The organism is Brevundimonas lenta (assembly GCF_014196335.1).
GTDB lineage: Bacteria > Pseudomonadota > Alphaproteobacteria > Caulobacterales > Caulobacteraceae > Brevundimonas > Brevundimonas lenta.
The window spans coordinates 75567-96310 of the sequence record NZ_JACIDM010000001.1; the positions used below are offsets into that span (position 1 = coordinate 75567).

Annotated in this window: 18 protein-coding genes; 7 read left to right on the forward strand and 11 right to left on the reverse strand. The window is 70.0% G+C overall.

What is annotated here, in order from left to right:
- The 4 genes from hslU to hslV form a co-directional block, all read right to left on the reverse strand.
- Positions 1-1305, reverse strand: coding sequence for an ATP-dependent protease ATPase subunit HslU (hslU, locus tag GGR12_RS00430; protein WP_183201696.1), 1305 nt, complete (start codon positions 1303-1305; stop codon positions 1-3).
- A 239-nt stretch (positions 1306-1544) separates the two neighbouring features.
- Positions 1545-2447: a nuclear transport factor 2 family protein gene (locus GGR12_RS00435; protein ID WP_183201698.1), complete on the reverse strand. Its 903-nt coding sequence runs from the start codon at positions 2445-2447 to the stop codon at positions 1545-1547.
- 115 nt (positions 2448-2562) lie between these two features.
- Positions 2563-2970, reverse strand: a complete 408-nt coding sequence (locus GGR12_RS00440; RefSeq protein WP_183201700.1) for a GxxExxY protein — start codon at positions 2968-2970, stop codon at positions 2563-2565.
- Positions 2971-3021: 51 nt separating this feature from the next.
- Positions 3022-3579: an ATP-dependent protease subunit HslV gene (gene hslV / locus GGR12_RS00445; protein WP_183201703.1), complete on the reverse strand. Its 558-nt coding sequence runs from the start codon at positions 3577-3579 to the stop codon at positions 3022-3024.
- Between the two features lie 142 nt (positions 3580-3721).
- On the opposite strand from hslV, the gene GGR12_RS00450 reads away from it, so the two are divergent.
- Together GGR12_RS00450 and GGR12_RS00455 are read left to right on the forward strand one after the other, a co-directional pair.
- Entirely contained in the window at positions 3722-4111 is a 390-nt protein-coding gene (locus tag GGR12_RS00450; protein ID WP_183201704.1) for a BLUF domain-containing protein, read from the forward strand.
- A gap of 32 nt (positions 4112-4143) precedes the next feature.
- A complete protein-coding gene (locus GGR12_RS00455; RefSeq protein WP_183201710.1) occupies positions 4144-4881 on the forward strand; it encodes a molybdopterin-synthase adenylyltransferase MoeB in 738 nt (245 codons plus the stop codon).
- Positions 4882-4888: 7 nt separating this feature from the next.
- Here GGR12_RS00455 and GGR12_RS00460 read toward each other — a convergent pair whose 3' ends face one another.
- Both GGR12_RS00460 and GGR12_RS00465 read right to left on the reverse strand, forming a co-directional pair.
- The gene (locus tag GGR12_RS00460; RefSeq protein WP_183201713.1) at positions 4889-6919 is read right to left on the reverse strand and encodes an alpha/beta hydrolase family protein; all 2031 of its coding nucleotides are present in this window, start codon (positions 6917-6919) and stop codon (positions 4889-4891) included.
- Positions 6920-7037: 118 nt separating this feature from the next.
- Complete coding sequence (locus tag GGR12_RS00465) at positions 7038-8024, reverse strand: 2-hydroxyacid dehydrogenase (protein ID WP_183201714.1); 987 nt, start codon at positions 8022-8024, stop codon at positions 7038-7040.
- A gap of 42 nt (positions 8025-8066) precedes the next feature.
- On the opposite strand from GGR12_RS00465, the gene GGR12_RS00470 reads away from it, so the two are divergent.
- Positions 8067-8627, forward strand: coding sequence for an SH3 domain-containing protein (locus GGR12_RS00470; RefSeq protein ID WP_343053037.1), 561 nt, complete (start codon positions 8067-8069; stop codon positions 8625-8627).
- A 9-nt stretch (positions 8628-8636) separates the two neighbouring features.
- Here the strand turns inward: GGR12_RS00470 and GGR12_RS00475 are convergent, their stop codons facing one another.
- A complete protein-coding gene (locus tag GGR12_RS00475; RefSeq protein ID WP_183201718.1) occupies positions 8637-10799 on the reverse strand; it encodes a primosomal protein N' in 2163 nt (720 codons plus the stop codon).
- 63 nt (positions 10800-10862) lie between these two features.
- Between GGR12_RS00475 and fsa the strand changes: the two genes are divergently transcribed.
- The 4 genes from fsa to GGR12_RS00495 all read left to right on the forward strand — a co-directional run bounded on the left by fsa (position 10863) and on the right by GGR12_RS00495 (position 14242).
- Positions 10863-11516: a fructose-6-phosphate aldolase gene (gene fsa, locus GGR12_RS00480; protein WP_183201720.1), complete on the forward strand. Its 654-nt coding sequence runs from the start codon at positions 10863-10865 to the stop codon at positions 11514-11516.
- A 22-nt stretch (positions 11517-11538) separates the two neighbouring features.
- The gene (locus GGR12_RS00485; RefSeq protein WP_343053038.1) at positions 11539-12240 is read left to right on the forward strand and encodes a DUF484 family protein; all 702 of its coding nucleotides are present in this window, start codon (positions 11539-11541) and stop codon (positions 12238-12240) included.
- Positions 12222-13154, forward strand: coding sequence for a tyrosine recombinase XerC (locus tag GGR12_RS00490; RefSeq protein WP_183201724.1), 933 nt, complete (start codon positions 12222-12224; stop codon positions 13152-13154). The genes GGR12_RS00485 and GGR12_RS00490 overlap by 19 nt, the downstream gene beginning before the upstream one ends.
- 131 nt (positions 13155-13285) lie before the next feature.
- On the forward strand, positions 13286-14242 hold the full coding sequence (locus GGR12_RS00495) for a retropepsin-like aspartic protease (RefSeq protein WP_183201726.1): 957 nt from the start codon (positions 13286-13288) through the stop codon (positions 14240-14242).
- A 1-nt stretch (position 14243) separates the two neighbouring features.
- Here the strand turns inward: GGR12_RS00495 and lpdA are convergent, their stop codons facing one another.
- The 4 genes from lpdA to GGR12_RS00515 form a co-directional block, all read right to left on the reverse strand.
- Complete coding sequence (gene lpdA / locus GGR12_RS00500) at positions 14244-15653, reverse strand: dihydrolipoyl dehydrogenase (protein WP_183201729.1); 1410 nt, start codon at positions 15651-15653, stop codon at positions 14244-14246.
- A 115-nt stretch (positions 15654-15768) separates the two neighbouring features.
- Positions 15769-16245 (reverse strand): hypothetical protein, encoded by a 477-nt coding sequence (locus tag GGR12_RS00505; RefSeq protein WP_183201732.1) that lies wholly within the window; start codon positions 16243-16245, stop codon positions 15769-15771.
- 66 nt (positions 16246-16311) lie between these two features.
- The gene (locus tag GGR12_RS00510) at positions 16312-18111 is read right to left on the reverse strand and encodes a PAS domain-containing sensor histidine kinase (RefSeq protein WP_183201734.1); all 1800 of its coding nucleotides are present in this window, start codon (positions 18109-18111) and stop codon (positions 16312-16314) included.
- Between the two features lie 208 nt (positions 18112-18319).
- Positions 18320-20545, reverse strand: a complete 2226-nt coding sequence (locus GGR12_RS00515) for a TonB-dependent receptor plug domain-containing protein (protein ID WP_183201736.1) — start codon at positions 20543-20545, stop codon at positions 18320-18322.
- Positions 20546-20744: the final 199 nt, after the last annotated feature.

Genomic DNA, 20744 nt, shown 5'->3' on the forward strand with positions numbered 1-20744 from the left:
TCAGAGGATGTAGCGGCTCAGGTCGGCGTTCTTCGCCAGATCGCCGACGCGTTCGCGCACGCGCTCGCCATCGAAAGTCACCGTCTGCCCGGCCAGGTCTGAGGCCTTGAAACTGGTCTCCTCCAGCACGCGCTCCAGCACGGTCTGCAGCCGCCGGGCACCGATGTTCTCGACCGCCGAGTTCGCCGCCACCGCCGCGTCGGCCATGGCCTCCACCGCGTCCGGCGTGAAGGTCAGGGTCACCTGCTCGGTCGCCAGCAGCGCCTGGTTCTGACGGATCAGATTGGCTTCCGGCTCGGTCAGGATGCGCACGAAGTCGTCGCGGGTCAGGGCCTTCAGCTCCACCCGGATCGGAAGACGCCCCTGCAGTTCCGGCAACAGGTCGCTGGGCTTGGCCACATGGAAGGCGCCCGAGGCGATGAACAGCACATGGTCCGACTTCACCGGCCCGTATTTCGTCGACACCGTCGTGCCCTCGATCAGCGGCAGCAGGTCGCGCTGCACGCCCTCGCGCGACACGTCGGCGCCGCCCGCGCGGTCCGATCGTCCGGCCACCTTGTCGATCTCGTCGATGAAGACGATGCCCTCGTTCTCGGCCAGCAGCAGGGCTTCCTTGGTCAGGCTTTCCTGATCCAGCAGCTTGTCGCTCTCCTCGGTCACCAGCGGACCGACCGCGTCGCGCACCGTCAGCTTGACGTTGCGGGTGCGGCCGCCGCCCAGCTTGCCCAGCATCTCGGACAGATTGATCATCCCGACGTTGCCGCCACCCGGCAGGTCCAGCCCCTGCATCGGCGACGAGGTGTCGGCCAGGGCGATCTCGATCTCCTTGTCGTCCAGGTCGCCGTCGCGCAGCTTCTTGCGGAAGCTCTCGCGCGTCGCCGGCTGCGAGCCGGGACCGACCAGGGCGTCCAGAATCCGTTCCTCCGCCTGCCCTTCCGCCCGCGCCTTCACGCCTGAGCGGCGCTTGTCGCGCACCATCACCAGCGCCGCCTCGACCAGGTCGCGCATGATCTGGTCGACGTCGCGCCCGACATAGCCGACCTCGGTGAATTTGGTCGCCTCGACCTTCAGGAAGGGCGACCCCGCCAGCCGGGCCAGCCGCCGCGCGATCTCGGTCTTGCCGACGCCCGTCGGCCCGATCATCAGAATGTTCTTCGGCGTCACCTCGTCGCGCAGGTCCTCAGGCACGCGCTTGCGCCGCCAGCGGTTTCTCAGCGCCACGGCCACGGCGCGCTTGGCGTCGTCCTGTCCGACGATGAAGCGGTCCAGTTCGGAGACGATTTCGCGGGGAGACAGATCGGTCATGCGATTCAGATAGGGCGGTCGCCCGGCGTTGGGGAGGGGCGGTTGGTCGCGGCGCACGTCTGAGCCCGGGTGAGGTTCATCACGAAGGGCACGAAGAACCACTAAGGACACAAAGGAATTCCGGCCTCAGCGTTGCGCGAAGCGCCTTGTTTCCGAGGCCTCAATGCCTGCGGCGCCGCACGCTCTTCGTGCGCTTCGTGCTTCTTCGTGCCCTTGGTGATGAACCAGCCTGGCTCTCCTCACCCGCCGGCGGCGGGAGGGGGCGGCGCCGGGATCAGCTGGGCCAGCACGATCTTCCAGCCGCCCTCCTGCCTTTGCCACAGCCGCACATAGTGGCCGGTCCGCGGCTGTCCGTCGCGGGTCCAGGCGGCCGTCCCATAGGTCCACACCAGATCGCCGTACCGCGAGGCCCCGCCGCCCTGGGTCGGGCCGAACTGGAAGGTCGCGGGCCAGCCGGACAGCGCCTCGGCGAAGGCCTCGCGTCCGATCGCGGGCGGCCTCGGCGCGACATAGAGCCGACCGTTGTCGGCCATCAGTCCCAGGTGGGCGGCCTTCTGATCGACTGCAGCGCCTTGCGCGAGCGTGGCTTCCTGCGCCTTCACCTCGTTCATGGCCGACTGCCAGCCCGGCGTGTTGTCGACAGGCTGCCCCTCGTACCGGACCATCAGGAGCTCCGGTCCGGGCGGCAGGATCACCGGCTCGGTCTCCGGCCCCGGCACGTCCGCGGCGCTCGCGCCCGAACCGCCGTCGTAGACCCACTTCCACGACCCGTCCGGCTGCTTCTGCCAGATAGTGAAATAGTGCCCGGTCCGCTGGCCGCCCACGGCCACGCCGCCGGTCGAAAAGCCCAGGTCGCCCGACCGCGCGATGCCGGCGAAATTCGGCCACCACTCCAGCAGCGGCTCATCGGCGGGTCGCGGCCCGTCGGGATAGACCTCGCCGACCCTCTGCACCTGTCCGCCCGCGATCAGGATCGCGTCCGGCGTCGACCATTTGTTGAAGCTCCCGGCGATCCCCATCCCCGGCGCATCCGCCGCAAACGCCCGCTCCGCCGCCACGATCGGCGCCGCATCCGGGACCTGGGCCAGTGCAGGCGCGGCGGCCAGCATCAACGGCAGAGCGAGAACGGCGAAATGGCGCATATGGAATCCTCCCGCCGGCATGGAGCGTCAGAAGGCGAACGCTGTCTCGTTAAATCGATGAAAGACGGCCGGATCGAAGGTTCATCACCAAGGACACGAAGGCGGCACGAAGGGATCAGAGCACGACGCGGCGGAGACCGTTCTTGAGCAGGGTCGTGTTGAAGTTGATCAGATAGCCCAGCCGCCGCCCCGAAAAGCGGAGGTAGGTCAGGACCTGCGCCGTATGGATCGACGCAAGGGCGTCGATCGCCTTGATCTCGACCACGACCAGATCGTCGATCAACAGATCAAGCCGAAAGCCCACATCCATCCGCGCGTCGCCGTAGGCGACGGGCACGCCGACCTGGCGCTCCACCTTCAATCCCCTCTGCCGGATCTCCTCCGCGAGACAGGCCTCATAGACGGACTCCAGCAGGCCGGGTCCAAGGGCACGATGCACGGCCACCGCCGCATCCACGATAATGCGGCCGACGCGCTCCGCGTCCTGAGGGACCGGCGCGATCCCTTCGTGCCCTTCGTGCATCCTTCGTGCTCTTCGTGATGAACCCCGACCCGAGCACAGACTGCCGGATTCCTACTCCAGCGTCTCCACCGTCAGGTTCCCGTTGGTGTAGACGCAGATCTCCGCCGCCAGGGCCATCGACCGCCGCGCGATCGTCTCGGCGTCCAGGTCGGTGTTCTCCATCAGCGCCCGCGCCGCTGCGAGCGCATAGTTCCCGCCCGAGCCGACCGCGGCCACGCCGAACTCCGGCTCCAGCACGTCGCCGACGCCGGTGACGGTGAAGATCGAACTGCTGTCGGCGACCAGCAGCATGGCCTCCAGCCGGCGCAGATAGCGGTCGGTCCGCCAGTCCTTGGCCAGGTCGACGCAGGCGCGCGCCAGCTGGTCGGGATACTGCTCCAGCTTGGCTTCCAGCCGCTCGATCAGGGTGAAGGCGTCGGCCGTCGCGCCGGCGAAGCCGGCCAGCACCTTGCCGCCCGCCAGAACGCGGACCTTGCGGGCCGCGCCCTTGACGATGGTCGGGCCCATGGAGACCTGGCCGTCGCCGGCGATGACGGTCCGGCCGTCCTTGCGCACGGCCAGAATGGTCGTGCCGTGCCAGTCGGGGAATGAGGATGTTTCGTTAGCCATCCATTTCAGATGGAGACCGAAATGCGGCGCGGCAAGGCGAAATCGCCGCGAATCCAATGGCTACGCTGAGCCATATTCTTACCACTGTAAACCCTTACATAGACAAACAGTGCCCCATTTTTAGCCATATGAGGGAAGCGCTTTGCTTCATCGCGTGATTTACGCCAGCGAAGCTGTTGGCGCGACGGGTGTCTCCACCCTTTCCATCGCCCAGATTCTGGGCGCCTCCGAAGTGAACAACCGCCGTGACGAGATCACCGGCTGCGTCATGTTCCACCGCGGCCATATCCTGCAGGCGCTCGAGGGCGGCCGCGCCGATCTGGACCGCCTGATGCGCCGTCTGCTGGTCGATCCGCGCCATTCCGGCCTGCGCATCCTGTGCGACATGCCGATCCCCGCCCGCGTGCTGACCGAGCCCATGAGCCTGTGCGCCGACCCCGCCGCCATGCTCGGCAGCGTCGGCCTGCCGTGCATCTCCAGCGTCACCGCCAACGACGCCGAGGCCATGCTGGACTTCCGCAAGGCCGCGTAGACCTCAGGCTCCCCAGCCCCTAACTGGATGCGGTGACCTTCTCCGACGACGAAATCGAACGCTATGCGCGCCACCTGGTGCTGGCCGAGGTCGGCGGACCGGGGCAGCAACGGCTCAAGGGCGCGCGCGTGGCCATCGTCGGCGTCGGCGGCGTCGGCGCGCCCGCCGCCCTCTATCTCGCCGCCGCCGGGATCGGCGCCCTGCGCCTGATCGACGACGACGCCGTCGCCCTGTCGAACCTGCAGCGCCAGATCCTGTTCGACGGCGCCGATATCGGCCGCCCGAAGGTCGAGGCCGGCGCCGCCGCCCTGACCGCGCTCAATCCCCACGTCGCCGTCGAGACCCGACAACAGCGCCTGACCCCGGGCACCGCCTCCGCTGTGATCGCCGACTGCGACGTCGTCATCGACGGCACGGATGACTTCGAGACCCGCTTCGCCGTCAACGCCGCCTGCCTCGCCGCCGGAACGCCGCTGGTTTCAGGCGCGCTCGGCCGCTGGAGCGGACAGGTCGGGGTCTTCCACGGCCGCCCCTGCTATCGCTGCATGGTCCCCGACGCCCCGCCCGACGCCGAGACCTGCTCGCGCGTCGGCGTCGTCGGCGCCCTGGCCGGCGTCGTCGGTTCCATGGCCGCGCTGGAGGCGATCAAGCTGATCGCCGGCGCCGGCGAACCCCTGTCGGGTCGCCTGCTGCTCTACGACGGCCTGGCGGGAACGGCGCGGACCGTCCGCGTCGCCCCCGATCCGTCCTGCCCGGCCTGCGGCGGCTAGGCTGCCGTCAGGCGAAGGCCCGGCGGAACAGGTCGATGTATTTCTCCATCAGCTCCTGTTCGACCCCGTCCTCCCAGTCGCCGTGCCCGGCGTCCACCACCTCGGTGTAGTGCAGACTGACCTGTCCGCCTTGCTGCAGGGCGTCCCGCATCCGGCGCGACTGGAACACCGGCACGATGGGGTCGTCGACGCCGTGGACCAGCATGACCGGGCATTTCACCTCGCCGGCCCGACGCCGCGGCGACGCCCGCTCCAGCGCCGGGCGATCCTCCCGCGGCTCGCCGATGCGCTTGACCCAGAACTGGTAGACCTCGTTGTCCGGCGTGTTGTCGTCGCGCAGCTCGTGGGCGAGCATGTCGGGCAGGTCGTAGACGCCGCAGATGCCGATCGCCGCCTTGTACAGGTCCGGCCGGCGCACCGCGCCCATCAGGGCCGCATAGCCGCCGTAGCTGGCTCCCATGATGCCGACCTTGTCGGCGTTCAGCCCCTTGTCCTTCACCACCTGGGCGACGGCGTCCTCGACGTCCTCCTGCATCCGGTCGCCCCAGCGCTTCCAGCCCTCGCCGGCGAAGGCCAGGCCGTAGCCGCCCGAACCGCGGAAATTGGGCTGCAGCACCCACCATCCCTGCGCGGCCATGATCTGCACGGTCCGGTCCCAGCCCTGCACGTCGCGGACTTCCGGTCCGCCGTGCGGCATGACGATCAGCGGCCCAGGCGCGCCGCCGGGCGGCGCCGTCAGATAGGCCCGGATGGTCGCCCCGTCGCGGGTGGCGACGTCGATCGCCTCGGCCCTGCCCAGCCGCTCCGCCGCCAGCGTGGTGCGCGCCGCCAGATTGACGAAGCTGCGCGCGGCCCGGTCGTACAGATACCAGGCCCCCGGCTCCCGCGGACCGCTGACATAGGCCAGCAGGCGGTTCAGGCTGCGATCGACGCCGACCAGGTGCACGTTGCACTCGTTGTCGAAGAACCGGTTCATGGCCCGATGATGCGGCGCCAGTTCGGGCGTGGCGAAGTCGTATTCCAGCCGGTCGCCCCAGTAGACGGCGCCCAGATACCGGCCCCGGTCGTCGGTCAGGCCGCCGACCACGTCGGCCTTTTCGCGCGCGATCATCGGCGCCCCGATGGTCAGCGACTTCAGATCCATCTCGCGCACCGTGGCGACGTCCTCGCCGTCCTGGCGCGCGGCGACCAGCACGATCCCCGGCCGGTCGGTGGCGGCCACCCATTCGAAGTCCGGCGCCTCGTTCACCCGCACCCGGCGCACATAGGTCCAGCGCGTTTCGCCCGGCGCCCGCGCGTGGATGCTGAATGCATTGCCGGCGACGTTGATGTCGTAGCGCAGCACGGGCACCCCATCCTGGGTCTGCCAGTGATAGGTCCCGTTGCCGCCCTTCTCGACCTCCTCGGCGCGGCCGGTCAGGACGTTGACCTTGAACAGGGTCAGCACGCCGATCGAGCTCGGCGCCGCCATCAGCACATGGTCCGGATCGTCGTGCAGCAGGTCGATGACCCGGCCCAGGTTGCGGGTCGCCCGCATGCGCCGGTTGTCGCCGCTGAACAGCGCCACCGCGCCGCCGGTGGCGGGATCGATCGAGACCACCCGGCGCGACACGATCTCCTGGCCGCCCTGGGCCACATGGGACCTCGCCGACCGCCGGTCCTTCGCGGTGCGGGTCGTCAGCGCCACCCAGACCAGCAGACGCGCGTCGCTGGCCCATTCCATCGCCTCGCAGTCGACATCGCCGATCGGCGCGCGCATGGGCGCCTTCGAGGGGTCGGCGGCGTCGATCGTGTCCAGCACCGCGCGGCGGTTGTCGCCCTCCCAGACCTCGCGCACCAGGGCGATACGGTCTCCGGCCGGCGACAGGGCCGCGCCGATCACGCCGTCCCTTGCGAAGAAGTCGTCCAGGCTATGGGGCGTCGTCTGTCGCGCCGCCGCGGGTCCCGCCATCATCCCGGCGCCCAATCCGGCTCCAAGTCCGGCCGCGCCGGCCAGCACGCCACGCCGCGACAGGGCGAACGCAGCGCCCCTCGACAATCCCGATGTCATTGTAATCCCCCGATACTCCCGCCCGGACAAAGCCCGGACACAGGCGTACGGTCAAGCTTGAACGGCGCGAAATTGCGGCGCCGTTCGTCTCAGGGCTGCGCCGCCCCTACAGCATTGCGGGGATGACGCGATCCGGCGGCCGGTGGCCGTTGGCGAAGGTCTGGATGTTGGCGATGACCCGGTCGCCCATGTCCTGACGCGCCTCGATCGTCGCCGACCCCAGGTGCGGCAGCAGCACGACATTGGCGTGCCCCAGCAGGCCCGGATGCACCTTCGGCTCGTGCTCGAACACATCCAGCCCGACGCCCGCGATCCGCCGCTCCGCCACGGCCTGGGCCAGCGCCGCCTCGTCGATCAGCTCGCCGCGCGCCGTATTGATCAGGATCGCCTCGGGCCGCATCAGCGCCAGCCGCTCGGCCGACAGCAGGTGATGCGTCTCCTTCGTCGCCGGACAGTTCAGCGAGATCAGGTCCATCCGCGCCAGCATCTGGTCCAGGTCGTCCCAGTACGTCGCGCCCAGCTCCTCGGCGATCATCGCCGGCACCGGTTTGCGGTTGTGATAGTGCACCTGCATCCCGAACGCCTTCGCCCGCCGGGCCAGGGCCTGGCCGATCCGGCCCATGCCGATGATTCCCAGCCGCTTGCCCCACAGCTTGCGTCCGGTCATCCAGGTCGGGGTCCAGCCCTCAAACCGGCCCTCCTGCATCACCTGGGCGCCCTCCACGATCCGACGGCTCACCGCCAGGATCAGGGTCATGGCCAGATCGGCCGTGTCCTCGGTCAGCACCCCCGGCGTATTGGTCACGATCAGACCGCGCCCGACCGCTGCATCGATGTCGATATGATCCACCCCGGCGCCGAAATTGGCGATCATCTTCAGCTGCGGCCCGGCCTTCGCGATCAGATCGGCGTCGATCGTGTCGGTGATGGTCGGCGACAGCACGTCGGCGTAGCTGACCGCGTGCTCCAGCGCCGCGCGGTCCATCGCGCGGTCGGTCAGGTTCAGTTCGGCGTCGAAAAGCTCCCGCATACGCGTCTCGACCGCGTCCGGGAGGCGTCTGGTTAATACGACCTTAAGCCTGGGCGTGGACATTCGGGACCTTCGTTTCGTCGCCTCCGTTTAATGGGCAACCCGGTGTCTGGCAAAGCTCGCGACCGCCTTTCAAGGCTGGCGCTGATCGCAGGGGTACTCGGCGCCGCCGTTCTGGCGGGCGCGGGCGCCACCATGCCCGACGGCCGCCCCACCCCCAGCCGCCAGCCGGTGCCGCGCTGGCTGTCGCTGAAATCGGACGAGGTCCGCGCCCGCGAGGGCCCCGGCCTCGATTACCGCATCCTGTGGGAATACCAGGTCTCCGGCCTGCCGGTGCAGGTCATCGCCGAGACCGCCGAGTGGCGGAAAATCTGCGATCCCGAAGGCGCCGTCGCCTGGGTCCACCGCAGCGTCGTCTCCAGCCGCCGCAGCGTCTTCAACGCCTCGAACGTGGAGATTCCGATCCACGCCGGCCGCTCGACCACCTCTCCGGTCCGCGCCCGCCTGTCGCCCCGCTCGCTCGTCTCCATGGACGCGTGCGAGGACGGCTGGTGCGAGGTCCGCGTCCGCCGCATGCACGGCTGGGTCCGCCAGAACGCCGTCTTCGGCGCCCAGCAACACGCCCTGTGCAACGCCTCGCGGCCCGCCGGGACCGGCCGGGACTAGGTCGCCCGATCACAGGAAGCTGTACGGGTCCACGTCGACATTCAGACGCACCGACGCCGGCACCTTCACCCGCGACAGCCACACCCGCAGGAAGCCCTGCAGGTCCACGTCCCGGTCCGCCCGCACCAGCAGCCGCTTGCGCCGCCGTCCGCGCACCAGCGCCAGCGGCGCGTCGGCGGGACCATAGACCTCCAGCCGCTCGGCGTTCGGGATCGCCTCGGCCAGCTCGCGCGCGACCTTCTCCACCGCCTGGGCGTTCTCGCCCGACAGGATCAGCGCCGCCAGCCGGCCGTAGGGCGGCAGGGACGCCGCCTCGCGCTCGGCCATCTCGGCCTCGACGAAGGCGTCGCGGTCGCCCGCCGCCAGCGCCTGCAGCACCGGATGCTCGGGCGTCCAGGTCTGCAGGATCGCCCGCCCCGGCTTGTCCGCCCGCCCCGCCCGGCCGGTCGCCTGGGTCAGCAGCTGGAAGGTCCGCTCGGCCGCCCGCAGGTCGCCGCCGCGCAGGCCGAGGTCCGCGTCCACCACCCCGACCAGGGTCAGCAGGGGGAAGTTGTGCCCCTTGGCCGCGGCCTGGGTGGCCACCAGGATGTCGATCTCGCCGTCGGCCATCGACTGGATCAGCGCCCGCGCCGACTTGCCGTCCGGCACGGTGTCCGAGCTGAACACGGCCGTCCGCGCCTCGGGGAACAGGTTGCGCACCTCCTCCTCGACCCGCTCCACGCCCGGGCCCACCGAGACCAGGCTGTCCTCGGCCCCGCACGACGGACACGCCTTCGGCCGCAGCATCGAGAAGCCGGTCAGGTGGCACACCAGCCGCCCGGTGTAGCGATGCTCCACCAGCCAGCTGTCGGTGTCCGGCGCCGTCATCCGGTGGCCGCACACCCGGCACAGCACCACCGGGGCATAGCCGCGCCGGTTCAGGAACAGCAGCGTCTGCTCGCGCTTCAGCAGGGTCTCGCCGATCGCCTCGCGCAACGGCTGCGACAGCCAGGTCTGCGGGTCGGGCGCATTCTCGCGCAGGTCCAGCAGTTTGATGTCGGGCAGCACCGCCGCCCCGTGCCGCGCCCCCAGCTTCAGCCAGCGATAGCGGCCCTGATGCGCATTCCACAGCGTCTCCAGCGACGGCGTCGCCGAGGCCAGCACCACCGTCGCCCCCTCGATCCGCGCCCGCGCCACGGCCAGGTCGCGCCCGTGATAGACGAGGCCCTCTTCCTGCTTGAACGACCCGTCGTGCTCCTCGTCGACCACGATCAGCTTCAGGTTCACATAGGGCAGGAACAGCGCCGACCGCGCCCCCACGACGATGTTGCAGCGCCCGGCCTGCACGGCCTCCCACACCTGCCGCCGGCGCGGCGGGGCGACGCCCGAATGCCATTCCGCCGGCGCGGCGCCGAAGCGGTGCGAGATCCGCTCGATCAGCGCCTGGGTCAGGGCGATTTCCGGCAACAGGATCAGCACCTGCGCCGCCGGATCGGCCCGCAGCGCCCGCGCCGCCGCCTCCAGATAGGCCTCGGTCTTGCCCGAGCCGGTGACCCCGTCCAGCAGGAAGGGCTTGAACCCGCCCTCCGCCGCCGCCGCGCCGATCGCGTCCGCCGCCGCCGCCTGGTCGGGGTTCAGCGTCGCCGGCGCATGGTCGGGATCGGGCGCGTCGAAGGCCGCGATGGCCTCGATCTCGATCGCTTCCAGCACCCCCTCGTCCAGCAGCCCCTTCACCACGCCGGACGACACATTCGCCGCCCGCGCCAGATCGGGCCCCGGCATCGAGCGCTGGCCCAGCGCCTCCAGCACCGCCGTCCGCGCCGCCGTCGGCCGCGCCGGAGACCGGTCGCCCACCCGCCGCACGCGCCGCTCGGGCCGGGGCCGCGGCGCCCGCAGCCCCTTCAGCGCCGCCGAGGCCATCTCGCCCGGCGCGCTCAGGGTCCAGCGCGCCGCCCATTCGACGAAGTCCACCGTCCGCTCCGGCAGGCGCGGGTCGTCCAGCACATGATCGATCGCCTTCAGCCGCCGGTTCGACCCCGTCGTCTCGCGCGCCTCGGCCACGATCCCGCGGATCAGCCGCGGCCCCAGCGGCACGGCCACCTGGTCGCCGCGCGCCACGTCGAACGCCTCCGGCACCTCGTAATCGAAGGCCTCCGGCACCGGCAGCGGAATCAGAACGGATGCGACCTTCACGCCACGCTCCGGTAGGAGAATGTGAGTCGCGCTTGCGGCCCGACAAAGGTAAAGAGCCGCCCCATGAAACTCTTCCTCGACACCGCCGACGTCGCCGTCATCAAGGACATGGTCCCCACCGGAATGGTGGATGGCGTCACCACCAACCCCACGCTGATCGCCAAATCCGGTCGCAACATCGCCGAGGTCATCGCCGAGATTTGCGCCCTCGTCGAGGGGCCGATTTCCGCCGAGGCCGTGGCGACCGATTTCGAGACCATGGTCAAGGAAGGCGACAAGCTCGCCGCCATCGCCCCGAACGTCGTCGTGAAGCTGCCCCTGACCTGGGACGGTCTGCGCGCCACCCGCGCCTTCGCCGACAAGGGCATCAAAACCAACGTCACCCTCTGCTTCTCCGCCGCCCAGGCCATGCTGGCCGCCAAGGCCGGCGCCACCTTCATCTCGCCCTTCGTCGGTCGTCTTGAAGACCACGGCGCCGACGGCATCGCCCTGCTGGAAGAGATCCGCACCCTCTACGACATCCACGGATTCGACACCGAAATCCTCGCCGCCTCGCTGCGCAATCCGGGCCACGTCTCGGCCGCGGCCCTCGCCGGCGCCGACGCGGCCACCCTCCCGGCCGACGTTTTCAAGGGTCTGGTCAAGCACCCGTTAACCGACAAGGGGCTTGATGCCTTCCTGGCGGACTGGGGCAAGACCGGTCAGTCGATCCTGTAATACCTGCCTCGGGGAGAGGTCTGTGAGCGTATCGCCTGACCTCTCTTCCAGGCCTGAGGAGCCGCACTGGCCCGAGATCCGGGCCTGGTTGCAGGCCAATTCGCAGACCCTGCTCGACGACCGCTCCCTGCTGGAAGAGATCGGTCTGAAGCCGCACGGCCGCAACGTCGTCGAGTTCGGCCGCGCCGCCCTGACGAAGCTGGAAGAGGCCGCCGAGCGCGAGGCCGACGCCCGCAAGCGCATCGAGGCCGTCGCCCGCGCCAATTTCGCCGCCCAGACCCAGACCCACGTCGCCGCCCTTGATCTGATGGAGGCGCGCAGCCCCTCCGACCTGGCCCGCCGCCTCGATGCGGTGGCGCAAGGCCGCTTCGGCCTGTCCGGCGCCGCCATCGCGCTGGAAAAGCCCGGCGGCGTGCCGTTCGGCTGGAAATCGCTGGACGCCGGCGGCGTCGACAGCCTGTTGGGCGAGCATGGACTGACCTGGCTGGGGCCCAATTTCGACGGCCTGAACCTGTTCGGCGGCGCCGATGAAGAGGTCAAATCCGTCGCCCTGATCCGCATGGCCCCCCAGTTCCCGGGCTCCGACGCCCCCGGCCGACACGCCATCTGCGCCTTCGGCTCGCCCGAGGAAGACGGCTTCACCCCGAACATGGGCTGCGAACTGGTCGCCTTCATCGCCCGGGTCGTCGAGCGCACGGCCGAGCGATGGCCGATCCTCAACTGACCACCGCCTCCGAGGCTCTGGCCGCCTGGCTGGAGCATCTCGCCCACGAGCGGCGCCTCTCGCCCCGCACGCTTGAGGCCTACGGCCACATCGGTCGGCTCTACCTCGCCTTCCTCGAGCGCCATCGCGGCGAGCCCCAGGCCCTGGCCGACCTCGGCACGGTCACCGCCGCCGAACTCCGCGCCCACCTGGCCGAGCGCCGCTCCGGCGACCGCCCCCTCAACGCCCGCTCGATCAGCCAGACCCTGTCGGCGATCCGCACCTTCCACGCCTTCCTCGACCGCCGCTGCGGGATCGACACGCCCCAGCTGGCCCTGGTGCGCGGTCCGCGCCTGAAGGCGACCCTGCCCCGCCCGGTCACCGAGGATCAGGCGCTCGGCCTCATGCAGGAACCGGGGGCCGATCCCGACGCCGAACCGTGGGAGGCCGCCCGCGACCGCGCCGTCCTGACCCTGCTGTACGGCTGCGGCCTGCGGATTTCCGAGGGCCTGTCCCTGACCCGCGCCGACGCCCCTCTGCCCGAGGCCCTGCGCATCACCGGCAAGGGCGGCAAGACCCGGCTGGCGCCGGTGCTGCCCGCCGTGCGTGACGCCGTCGACGCCTATCTGGCGCTGCAACCCTTCCCGCTCCAGCCGGACGACGCCCTGTTCCGCGCCCGCCGCGGCGGCGCCCTGGGCCCGCGTCAGGTGCAGGCGGCGATGCAGCGTCTGCGCGGCCGTCTCGGCCTGCCCGCCAGCGCCACGCCCCATGCCCTGCGGCACAGCTTCGCCACCCATCTGCTCGGCGCCGGGGCCGATCTGCGCTCGATCCAGCAGCTGCTGGGCCATGCCAGCCTGTCGACCACGCAGAAATACACCGCCGTCGACGCCGCGCGGCTGCTCGAAGCCTACGCCGCGGCCCACCCGCGCGACTGAACGGCCACGCTTCGATACCGGTGACTCGCCAGGACGCCCGAACGGCGCCTACAGTGGCCCGAAAAGAAGGGGGAACGTCTCTGACTACGCACCCTATCAAGGGCCTGGATCGCCGCGCACTGCTGGCCGCGATGGGCGCGGCCGCGACCGTTACGCCCGCCTTCGCCCAGGACGCGCCGCAGGATGTGGCGCCGGAGGAAGACGTCGAGCCGATCCAGCTGCTGGCCAATCTGTTCACCCGCGTCGGCGCGGCGGTGAACATCAACGGTCGCGGCCCCTTCACCTTCGTGATCGACACCGGGGCGGGCGCGACCGCCGTCTCCGACAGGGTGGCCGCCCAGCTCGCCTTGCCGCCGCTGGAGCCGGTGATGGTGCACGGCATCACCACCGCCACCCGCACCGACAGCGTCGCCATCGACCGTCTGCTGCTCAGCGGCCTGGCCTTCCGCAATCTGCGCTGCCCCGTCCTGCCGCACGACCAGTTGGGCGCGGACGGCCTGCTCGGCCTCGACGTTCTGGGCCGCTTCCGGCTCAGCTTCGACGTCACGCGCCGGTCGGCCAGCCTCAGCGTCCGCGGCGTCCGCATCGTCACCGGCGACGGCATGGTCACCGGCTCGCGCCTGCAGCGGGACGGCGTCCGCGCCGCGCGCGGCCGCTTCGGCCAGCTGATCCTGACCCAGACGGTCGTGGAAGGTCAGGGCGCGGCGGCCTTCATCGACAGCGGCGCGCAATACTCGATCGGCAACAACGCCCTGCGCCGCGCCATCACCGCGCGCGGCGACGACGGCGGCCGCCTGTCCCGCGCCATCCCGCTGTACGGCGTGACGGGCCAGAGCCTGTCAGCCGACCTCGCCCGCGTCGACGATCTGCGCCTCGGCGGCCACCGGCTGGGGCCGACCCCGCTGCTGTTCGCCGACCTGCACTGTTTCGAGACGCTGGAGCTCGCCGACCGCCCGGCCCTGCTGGTCGGCGCGGACCTGCTGGGCCGGTTCCGTCAGGTGACGCTGGACTTCCCCAGCAACACCGTCGCCTTCGAAGGCCTGCGCCGTCAGACGACGCGCACGATCGAGGACGCGATCCGGCAGTAGATCAGGCCTGCATCGTCCAGTTATCGACGCCCATGGCCGCCTGTTTGACGGCTTCCGAGCGGGTCGGGTGCGGGTGGCAGATGCGCGCCACGTCTTCCGACGCGCCGCCGAACGCCATGGCCACGCACGCCTCGCCGATCATCTCGCCGGCCTGCGGGCCGAGGATGTGAACGCCCAGGATCCTGTCGGTCACGGCGTCCGCCAGCACCTTCACGAAGCCCTCGGTCTCGTGATTGATCTTGGCGCGGCTGTTAGCGCTGAACGGGAATTTGCCGGCCTTGTAGGCGACGCCCTCGGCCTTCAGCTGGTCCTCGGTCTTGCCGACCCAGGCCACTTCCGGCGAGGTGTAGACCACGCTCGGCACCAGGTCGTAGTCGACGTGACCGGCCTTGCCCGCGATCAGTTCGATGACCGCGACGGCGTCTTCCTCGGCCTTGTGCGCCAGCATCGGACCGTAGGTCACGTCGCCGATCACCCACACGCCGCCGGCGTTGGCCTTGAAGTGGTCGTTGGCGACGAAGCCGCGCTTGTCCAGTTCGATGCCGACCGTCTCCAGGCCCAGACCGTCGGTGTACGGGCGACGGCCGATGGCCACCAGCACCACGTCGCCCTTCAGGGTCTCGGCGGCGCCGCCGGCGGCGGGCTCGACGGTCAGCTCGACGCCGTCCTTCGACGTCTTCGCCGCGGTCACCTTGGAACCCAGCTTGAACGTCATGCCCTGCTTGGTCAGCGCGCGCTGGAAGGCCGTGGCCACGTCCTTGTCCATGCCCGGGGTGATGCGGTCGAGGAACTCGACCACGGTCACCTCGGCGCCCAGACGACGCCACACCGAGCCCAGCTCCAGGCCGATGATCCCGGCGCCGACGACGATCAGCTTCTTCGGCACGGCCGGCAGCGACAGGGCGCCGGTCGAGTCCACGACCTTGCCGTCCTCGAACGCCACGCCCGGCAGCGGGGTCGGCTCGGAGCCGGTGGCGATGACGATGTTCTTCGTGCTCAGGGTCGACTTCGAACCGTCGGCGGCGGTCACCTCGACCTGGCCGGCGCCGGCGATGCGGCCCTTGCCCTTGATCCACTCGACCTTGTTCTTCTTGAACAGGAACTCGATGCCCTTGGTCAGGGCGCCGACACTGTCGGCCTTCTGGGCCATCATCTGCTTCAGGTTCAGCTTCGGCGCGCCGACGTCGATGCCCAGCGTCGGGAACTCCTTCGTCACCGCCTCGAACAGCTCCGAGGCGTGCAGCAGCGCCTTGGAGGGCATGCAGCCGACGTTCAGGCAGGTCCCGCCCAGGGTTTCGCGCATCTCGACGCAGGCGGCCTTCAGCCCCAGCTGGCCGGCGCGGATGGCGGCGTTGTACCCGCCCGGACCGCCGCCGATGATGACGACGTCGTAGGAAGCGGCTTCGGCCATGGGATCTCTCTGATGCTGTGTCTTGGCGCGGGGAGGCGCGCGGAACCTAGCGGCAAGCCCGCGAGGGTCAACCGCTGCACAGCATGTAGTGACGATCCGTGCTGTCTACAGCGTCTCAGTAGGCCAGTTGCCCGGCCTCGCGACGGCGATGCACGCGGCGGCCGGCGACGACCACCAGCACCCCGACCAGCAGCAGCACGCCCAGCACCACCCACACCGGATCGACCGGCAGGCCGCTGAACGCGTCCGGCGCCGCCATCGAGCGCGCGGCGGCCTCGCCTCCGCCCTGGGCGTTGATCGCCAGCCGCAGCACGGCGTCGGCGATGAAGCCGAGGAAATAGGCCACCGCGGCCTTCGGATTTCCGGATCCCAGCATCAGGGCCGCGACCAGGTACAGGCCGATGGCCGCGCCCCAGAAGGCCCAGGCCGGGATCAGGCCGAACAGGTCGCCGCCGGCGTCCGCCTCGACGCCCGCCCGCATCGTCGTCACGTCAGGGGCGCCGCCGTCCAGCAGGGGCGACAACAGGGGCCACGCCAGCCATCCGACGTAACCGAGGACCGCAAGCGCCAGGATGATCCGCAACAGCTTCATGACCGCTCTCCGCTCAGCTTGTTAACCATTGTACACGCGCTGCGGGAACGGCGATAGGCGGACGCGTCAGTGGGCCTGGGGCAGGGTGATGGAGACCTCGGCGCCCTCGTCGGGCTGGCTGTCGATCGACAGCACGCCGCCGGACTGCCGCGCGAACCCGTAGGCCTGCGACAGACCCAGGCCGGCCGCGCCCTCGCGGGTGGTGAAGAAGGGCTCGACCGCCCGCGACGCCAGTTCGCGATCCATCCCCGGACCGGTGTCCCGCACGCTCAGCCGCAGCCCGCCTTCCAGCAGCTGCTCCAGCCGCACGGCGATAGAGCCGCGCGCGCCCACCGCGTCGATGGCGTTCTGCGTCAGCGCCCGCACCGCGCCCTCGAAGGCGACGGGATCCAGCCGCGCCGGGGCCGGCTGGGCCGGTCCCTCGATCATCAGGTCGATATTGGCGCCCGCGAGCGCCCGCAGACGCATCTCCATGCCGCGCAGCAACACGCCGGCGTCGATCAGCTGCAGCGCCGGCTCGTCGTCGCCCTGGGCGAAGGCTGTCAGGCGGCGCGTCAGGTTTTCGCCCCTCTGGCCCGCGGTCAGCGCGGCCTGGCCCAGCCGGCGCACCCGCGCCGGGTCGTCGGCCTGACGCAGCATCATGTCCAGCGCGCCCGTCATCACGCCCAGCAGCGCATTGAAATCGTGCGCCAGGCCGCCGGTCAGGCGTCCCACGCTCTCCATCCGACGCCCGCCCTGCAGTTCGGCCTCGGCGTCTTCCTGCGCCTTGCGGGCCGACGCGCGGGCCAGTTCGGCGTCCTGACGCGCCGCGGCGGCGGCGGCCAGCGCCTCCTCTGCCTGACGACGGGCCGCCTCGACCTCGTCGCGCAGCGCCAGGGTCTCGTCGGAAGCCTCCGTCGCGGGCATGGCGGCCGGGCTGGAATTCGTCTCGAAAGTCTCGGTCGCGACCGTCGCGGCCGCATCGGCCTTTTCACCGGCCAGCAGCAGGGCGTCGGCGGTCCCGTCCGGTCCGGTCAGCGGCAGCATCGCCCAGCGGATATCGCTCCGCCGCGACACATAGGGCTCGGCGTCCCCCGCCGGCGCCGCCAGCGCCGCCCGCAGCGCCTGACGGCCCTCGACGCGCTCGTCCTCGTCCAGGAACAGATCGCCGAAATCGCCCTGGGCCGCGTCCCGTCCCAGCACCGCCAGAGCCGTGCTGTTGGCCTCGCGCACCTGTCCGTCCGCGCCCACGACCACCAGGGCGCTCGAGGCCGCGTTGAACACCCGGCGGGTCAGATCGTCGCCGACCGCGGCCTCAACCTCAGGCTCCGTCCACACGATCTCCGGCGCCTGCAGGCCGTCGGTCTCGACGATGGCGGCGGTCGATCCGGTGATCTGGCCCAGGTCGTTCTCGATCGGCATGGCGGTGACCGAGACCAGCATCTTCTTGCGGGTCGCCGGATTGGCCAGCAGGTGATGGAAGCCCTTCACCGTCTGCCCGCGCAGCGCGCGCGCGCTGGGCAGCAGGTCCGGCGGCACCGGGCGGCCGTCCGGGAAGGTGATGCCCCAGGTCGCGGAATGGAAACGCAGGCCGATCAGCTCGGCGTCGCGGCGGCCCAGCAGTTGGTGGGCGGCGCGGTTGGCGAACACGAACTTGCCCTGTCGGTCGGTCTCGACCAGGGCGACGGGGATGGCGTTCAGGGTCTCGAACAGCCGCTTCTGGGAATCCTCGGCGACGCGCTGGACCAGATCCAGCTGGCCGGAGGCGTCCACGTGCCGCGACCGGTTGGTGACGGCGAACCACAGCGCGACCAGGCCGACAAGCCAGCCGACGGCGGCCGCCACGCCCAGCACCCACATCCAGTTGATCTGGCCCTCGAGAAACATCCGCCCCGACTGTCCCGTTCTGGCGCCGTCGCGCCCGTTCGGCCGACACCATGCAAATGGCGAACCGGATCCCCCCGCTTTCGCCCCCCAGGCGACCTAACCGAAGCTTGGCCGCAGGGTCCAGCTTGGCCGTAAGCCTTTCGGCCGTTCAAAACGAAAAGGGCCGGAGGTTTCCCTCCGACCCCTGTCGTCTGATCTGTCGCCGGCCCTAGAAGGCCGCGCGCAGGGTCACCTGGTACAGGACGCCCGAGCGCTCGCTTTCCAGCTCGAACTCGTCGATGTCGCCGTTGGCGCGGTTGTCGAGGATCTCCTCGACCGAGTCGCCGTCGTACTTCCAGAACGTTTCGCGCTTCTCCTTGTCGAGCAGGTTCATCGCCGACAGGCGCACCACGACGCGGTCGCCGAAACGCTTCTCGATGAAGGCTTCCAGGTCCTGGTCGTATTCCACCTTCACCAGCTCATCCATGCCAGACTCATAGCCTTCGTCGCGGCCGTAGATGCTGGCGCCGAAGCTCATGTCCCAGCTGTTGACGGTGTGGATGAAGCCGACGTTGTAGACGTTCTGCGGCTGGTTCCGGAACGGACGCTTGTCGCCGGTCCAGGGATCGGTGACCTCGCTGTCCATCCAGGTGTAGTTGAAGAACAGACCGGTGTCCGGCAGGCCGATCACGTCCAGCGGCGACGAGAAGTCGAACTCGATGCCCCAGGTCGTGCCGTCGCCGATGTTGCGCGGTTCGAACAGGTTGAACACGTCGTCGCCCGGCGCCGGCGTTTCGCCGTCCTCATTGACCTCCAGACCGGTGTCCACGACCTCGATCAGATCCTCGATCTCACGGTAGAAGACGTTCACGCCGAAGATGCCGCGCGTGCCGATGCGGCGCTCGTAGCCGACGTCGAAGCCGTTGGCCTTTTCGCTTTCCAGCAGCGGATTGCCGCGCAGGCCGTCCTCGTCCGCCGGTTCCTCGTCCTGGAAGATCGGAGCCAGGTAGCTGAAGTTCGGACGACGCTGGGTGCGGGCGTACGAAGCGCGGAACTGGTCCGCCTGGGTCGGCGACCAGGTCAGGTGCGCCGAGGGGAAGAAGTCGCTGGCGTCCGATTCCACCGTGCCGAGGTCGCCGGTGACCTCGCGCTCCGAGCTTTCGTAACGCAGGCCGGCGTCGAAACGCACCGTCGCGCCGATCTCGCCCGAGACGCGCACATAGGGCTCGAACCGGTTTTCCTCGATCGCATAGTCGACGCCTTCCGCGCCGACGCCGTCGCGTTGCTTGTTCAGGAAATCAGCCCCGAACTTCACCTCGACGTTGCCGGTCTGCAGCGTGTAGGCGCCGCCGAAATCCAGCTCGTCGTCCGTGATCTCAAGCGTTTCCTCGTCCTCGACCAGCGCCAGATCGGGATCCTGGAAATTGTCGCCCTCGAACGTCGTCGCCGTGGTGTCGTCGCGGAAGCCGGTCCAGCCCAGCTTGAAGTCCAGCTCGCCCGGGCCGACGTCGAACGCGCCGTCCATGCCCAGCGCGTACGTCTGTTGGCTGATGCGTTCCTGCTGGATCTCGACGCCGTCGATCTCGGTGAAGGAGCCCGAGCCGTCGTCGACATAGGTGACCGAGGTCTCGTCCTCGTCGCGGTCGGTGTCGATGACCAGGCCGTTGAAGCGCAGGCGGCCGTTGTCGAAGCGGGTCGTGAACTCGGCGTTGGCCGACATGTCCACGCCGTCGCGGGTGTCGTCCTGCAGTTCGATGTTGTCCAGCTCGCCGCCGTTGGCGGGATCGTCGTCATAGCGCTCCGAGCGCTTCTGCTTCGGATTGCGACGGCCCTGATAGTTCAGCGCGGCCCACAGCGAGGTGTTCTCGGTGTTGCCGGCCCAGGTCAGCGACCCGGCGCCGCGGACTTCGCCGTCCTCGTTGATCAGCGCGCCGGCGCGGACCGAGCCGCCCTCCAGCTGCGCGCCTTCCTTGAGGACGATGTTGATGGCGCCGGCGACGCCGTCCGACGGCTGGTCGGCGCGCGGGCTGCGGATGATCTCGATACGCTCGACCAGTTCGGCCGGGATGCGGTCGACGAAGAAGGCGCCGTCGTCCTCGCCGCCCGGAGCGCGGCGGCCGTTGATCAGGATGCTGGTGTAGCCCGGCGGCAGGCCGCGCATCGACACGCCGTCGAACTCCAGCACGTCCGAGGTGAAGGTCACGCCCGGGACGCGCTTCAGCATTTCACCGACCGACACCGGCTCGAAGCGCTGGAAATATTCCAGGTCGTAGGACAGGACGGGGTTGTCGTCCGTCGTGCGGTTGCGGAAGACGATCTCGCCGTTGACGATGACGTCCTCGATCTGGACGGGTTCGCCGCCGTATTCACCGGCGGGCGTGGCGTCCTGGGCGCAGACAGCGCCGGCGAAAGCGAGAGGCGCAAGCGCGGCGCCGAGCAGAAGTCCGAGTTTCATAGACTGGCATCCCCGATGGTCCGGTCGACCCCCCGGTCGCCGGCTCTGGGAGGGCCAGCTAGGCCGTGGCGGCGACGGCCGTACGACGCTTTCGCGAACCCGGCTTGGCCGTTTTGGGACGCCTGGATGACGTTCGATCCGGCGACGGAGGGATCGTCATGCGACTGACGCCGGATCGTCATTCCGCTTGCGTTGACCC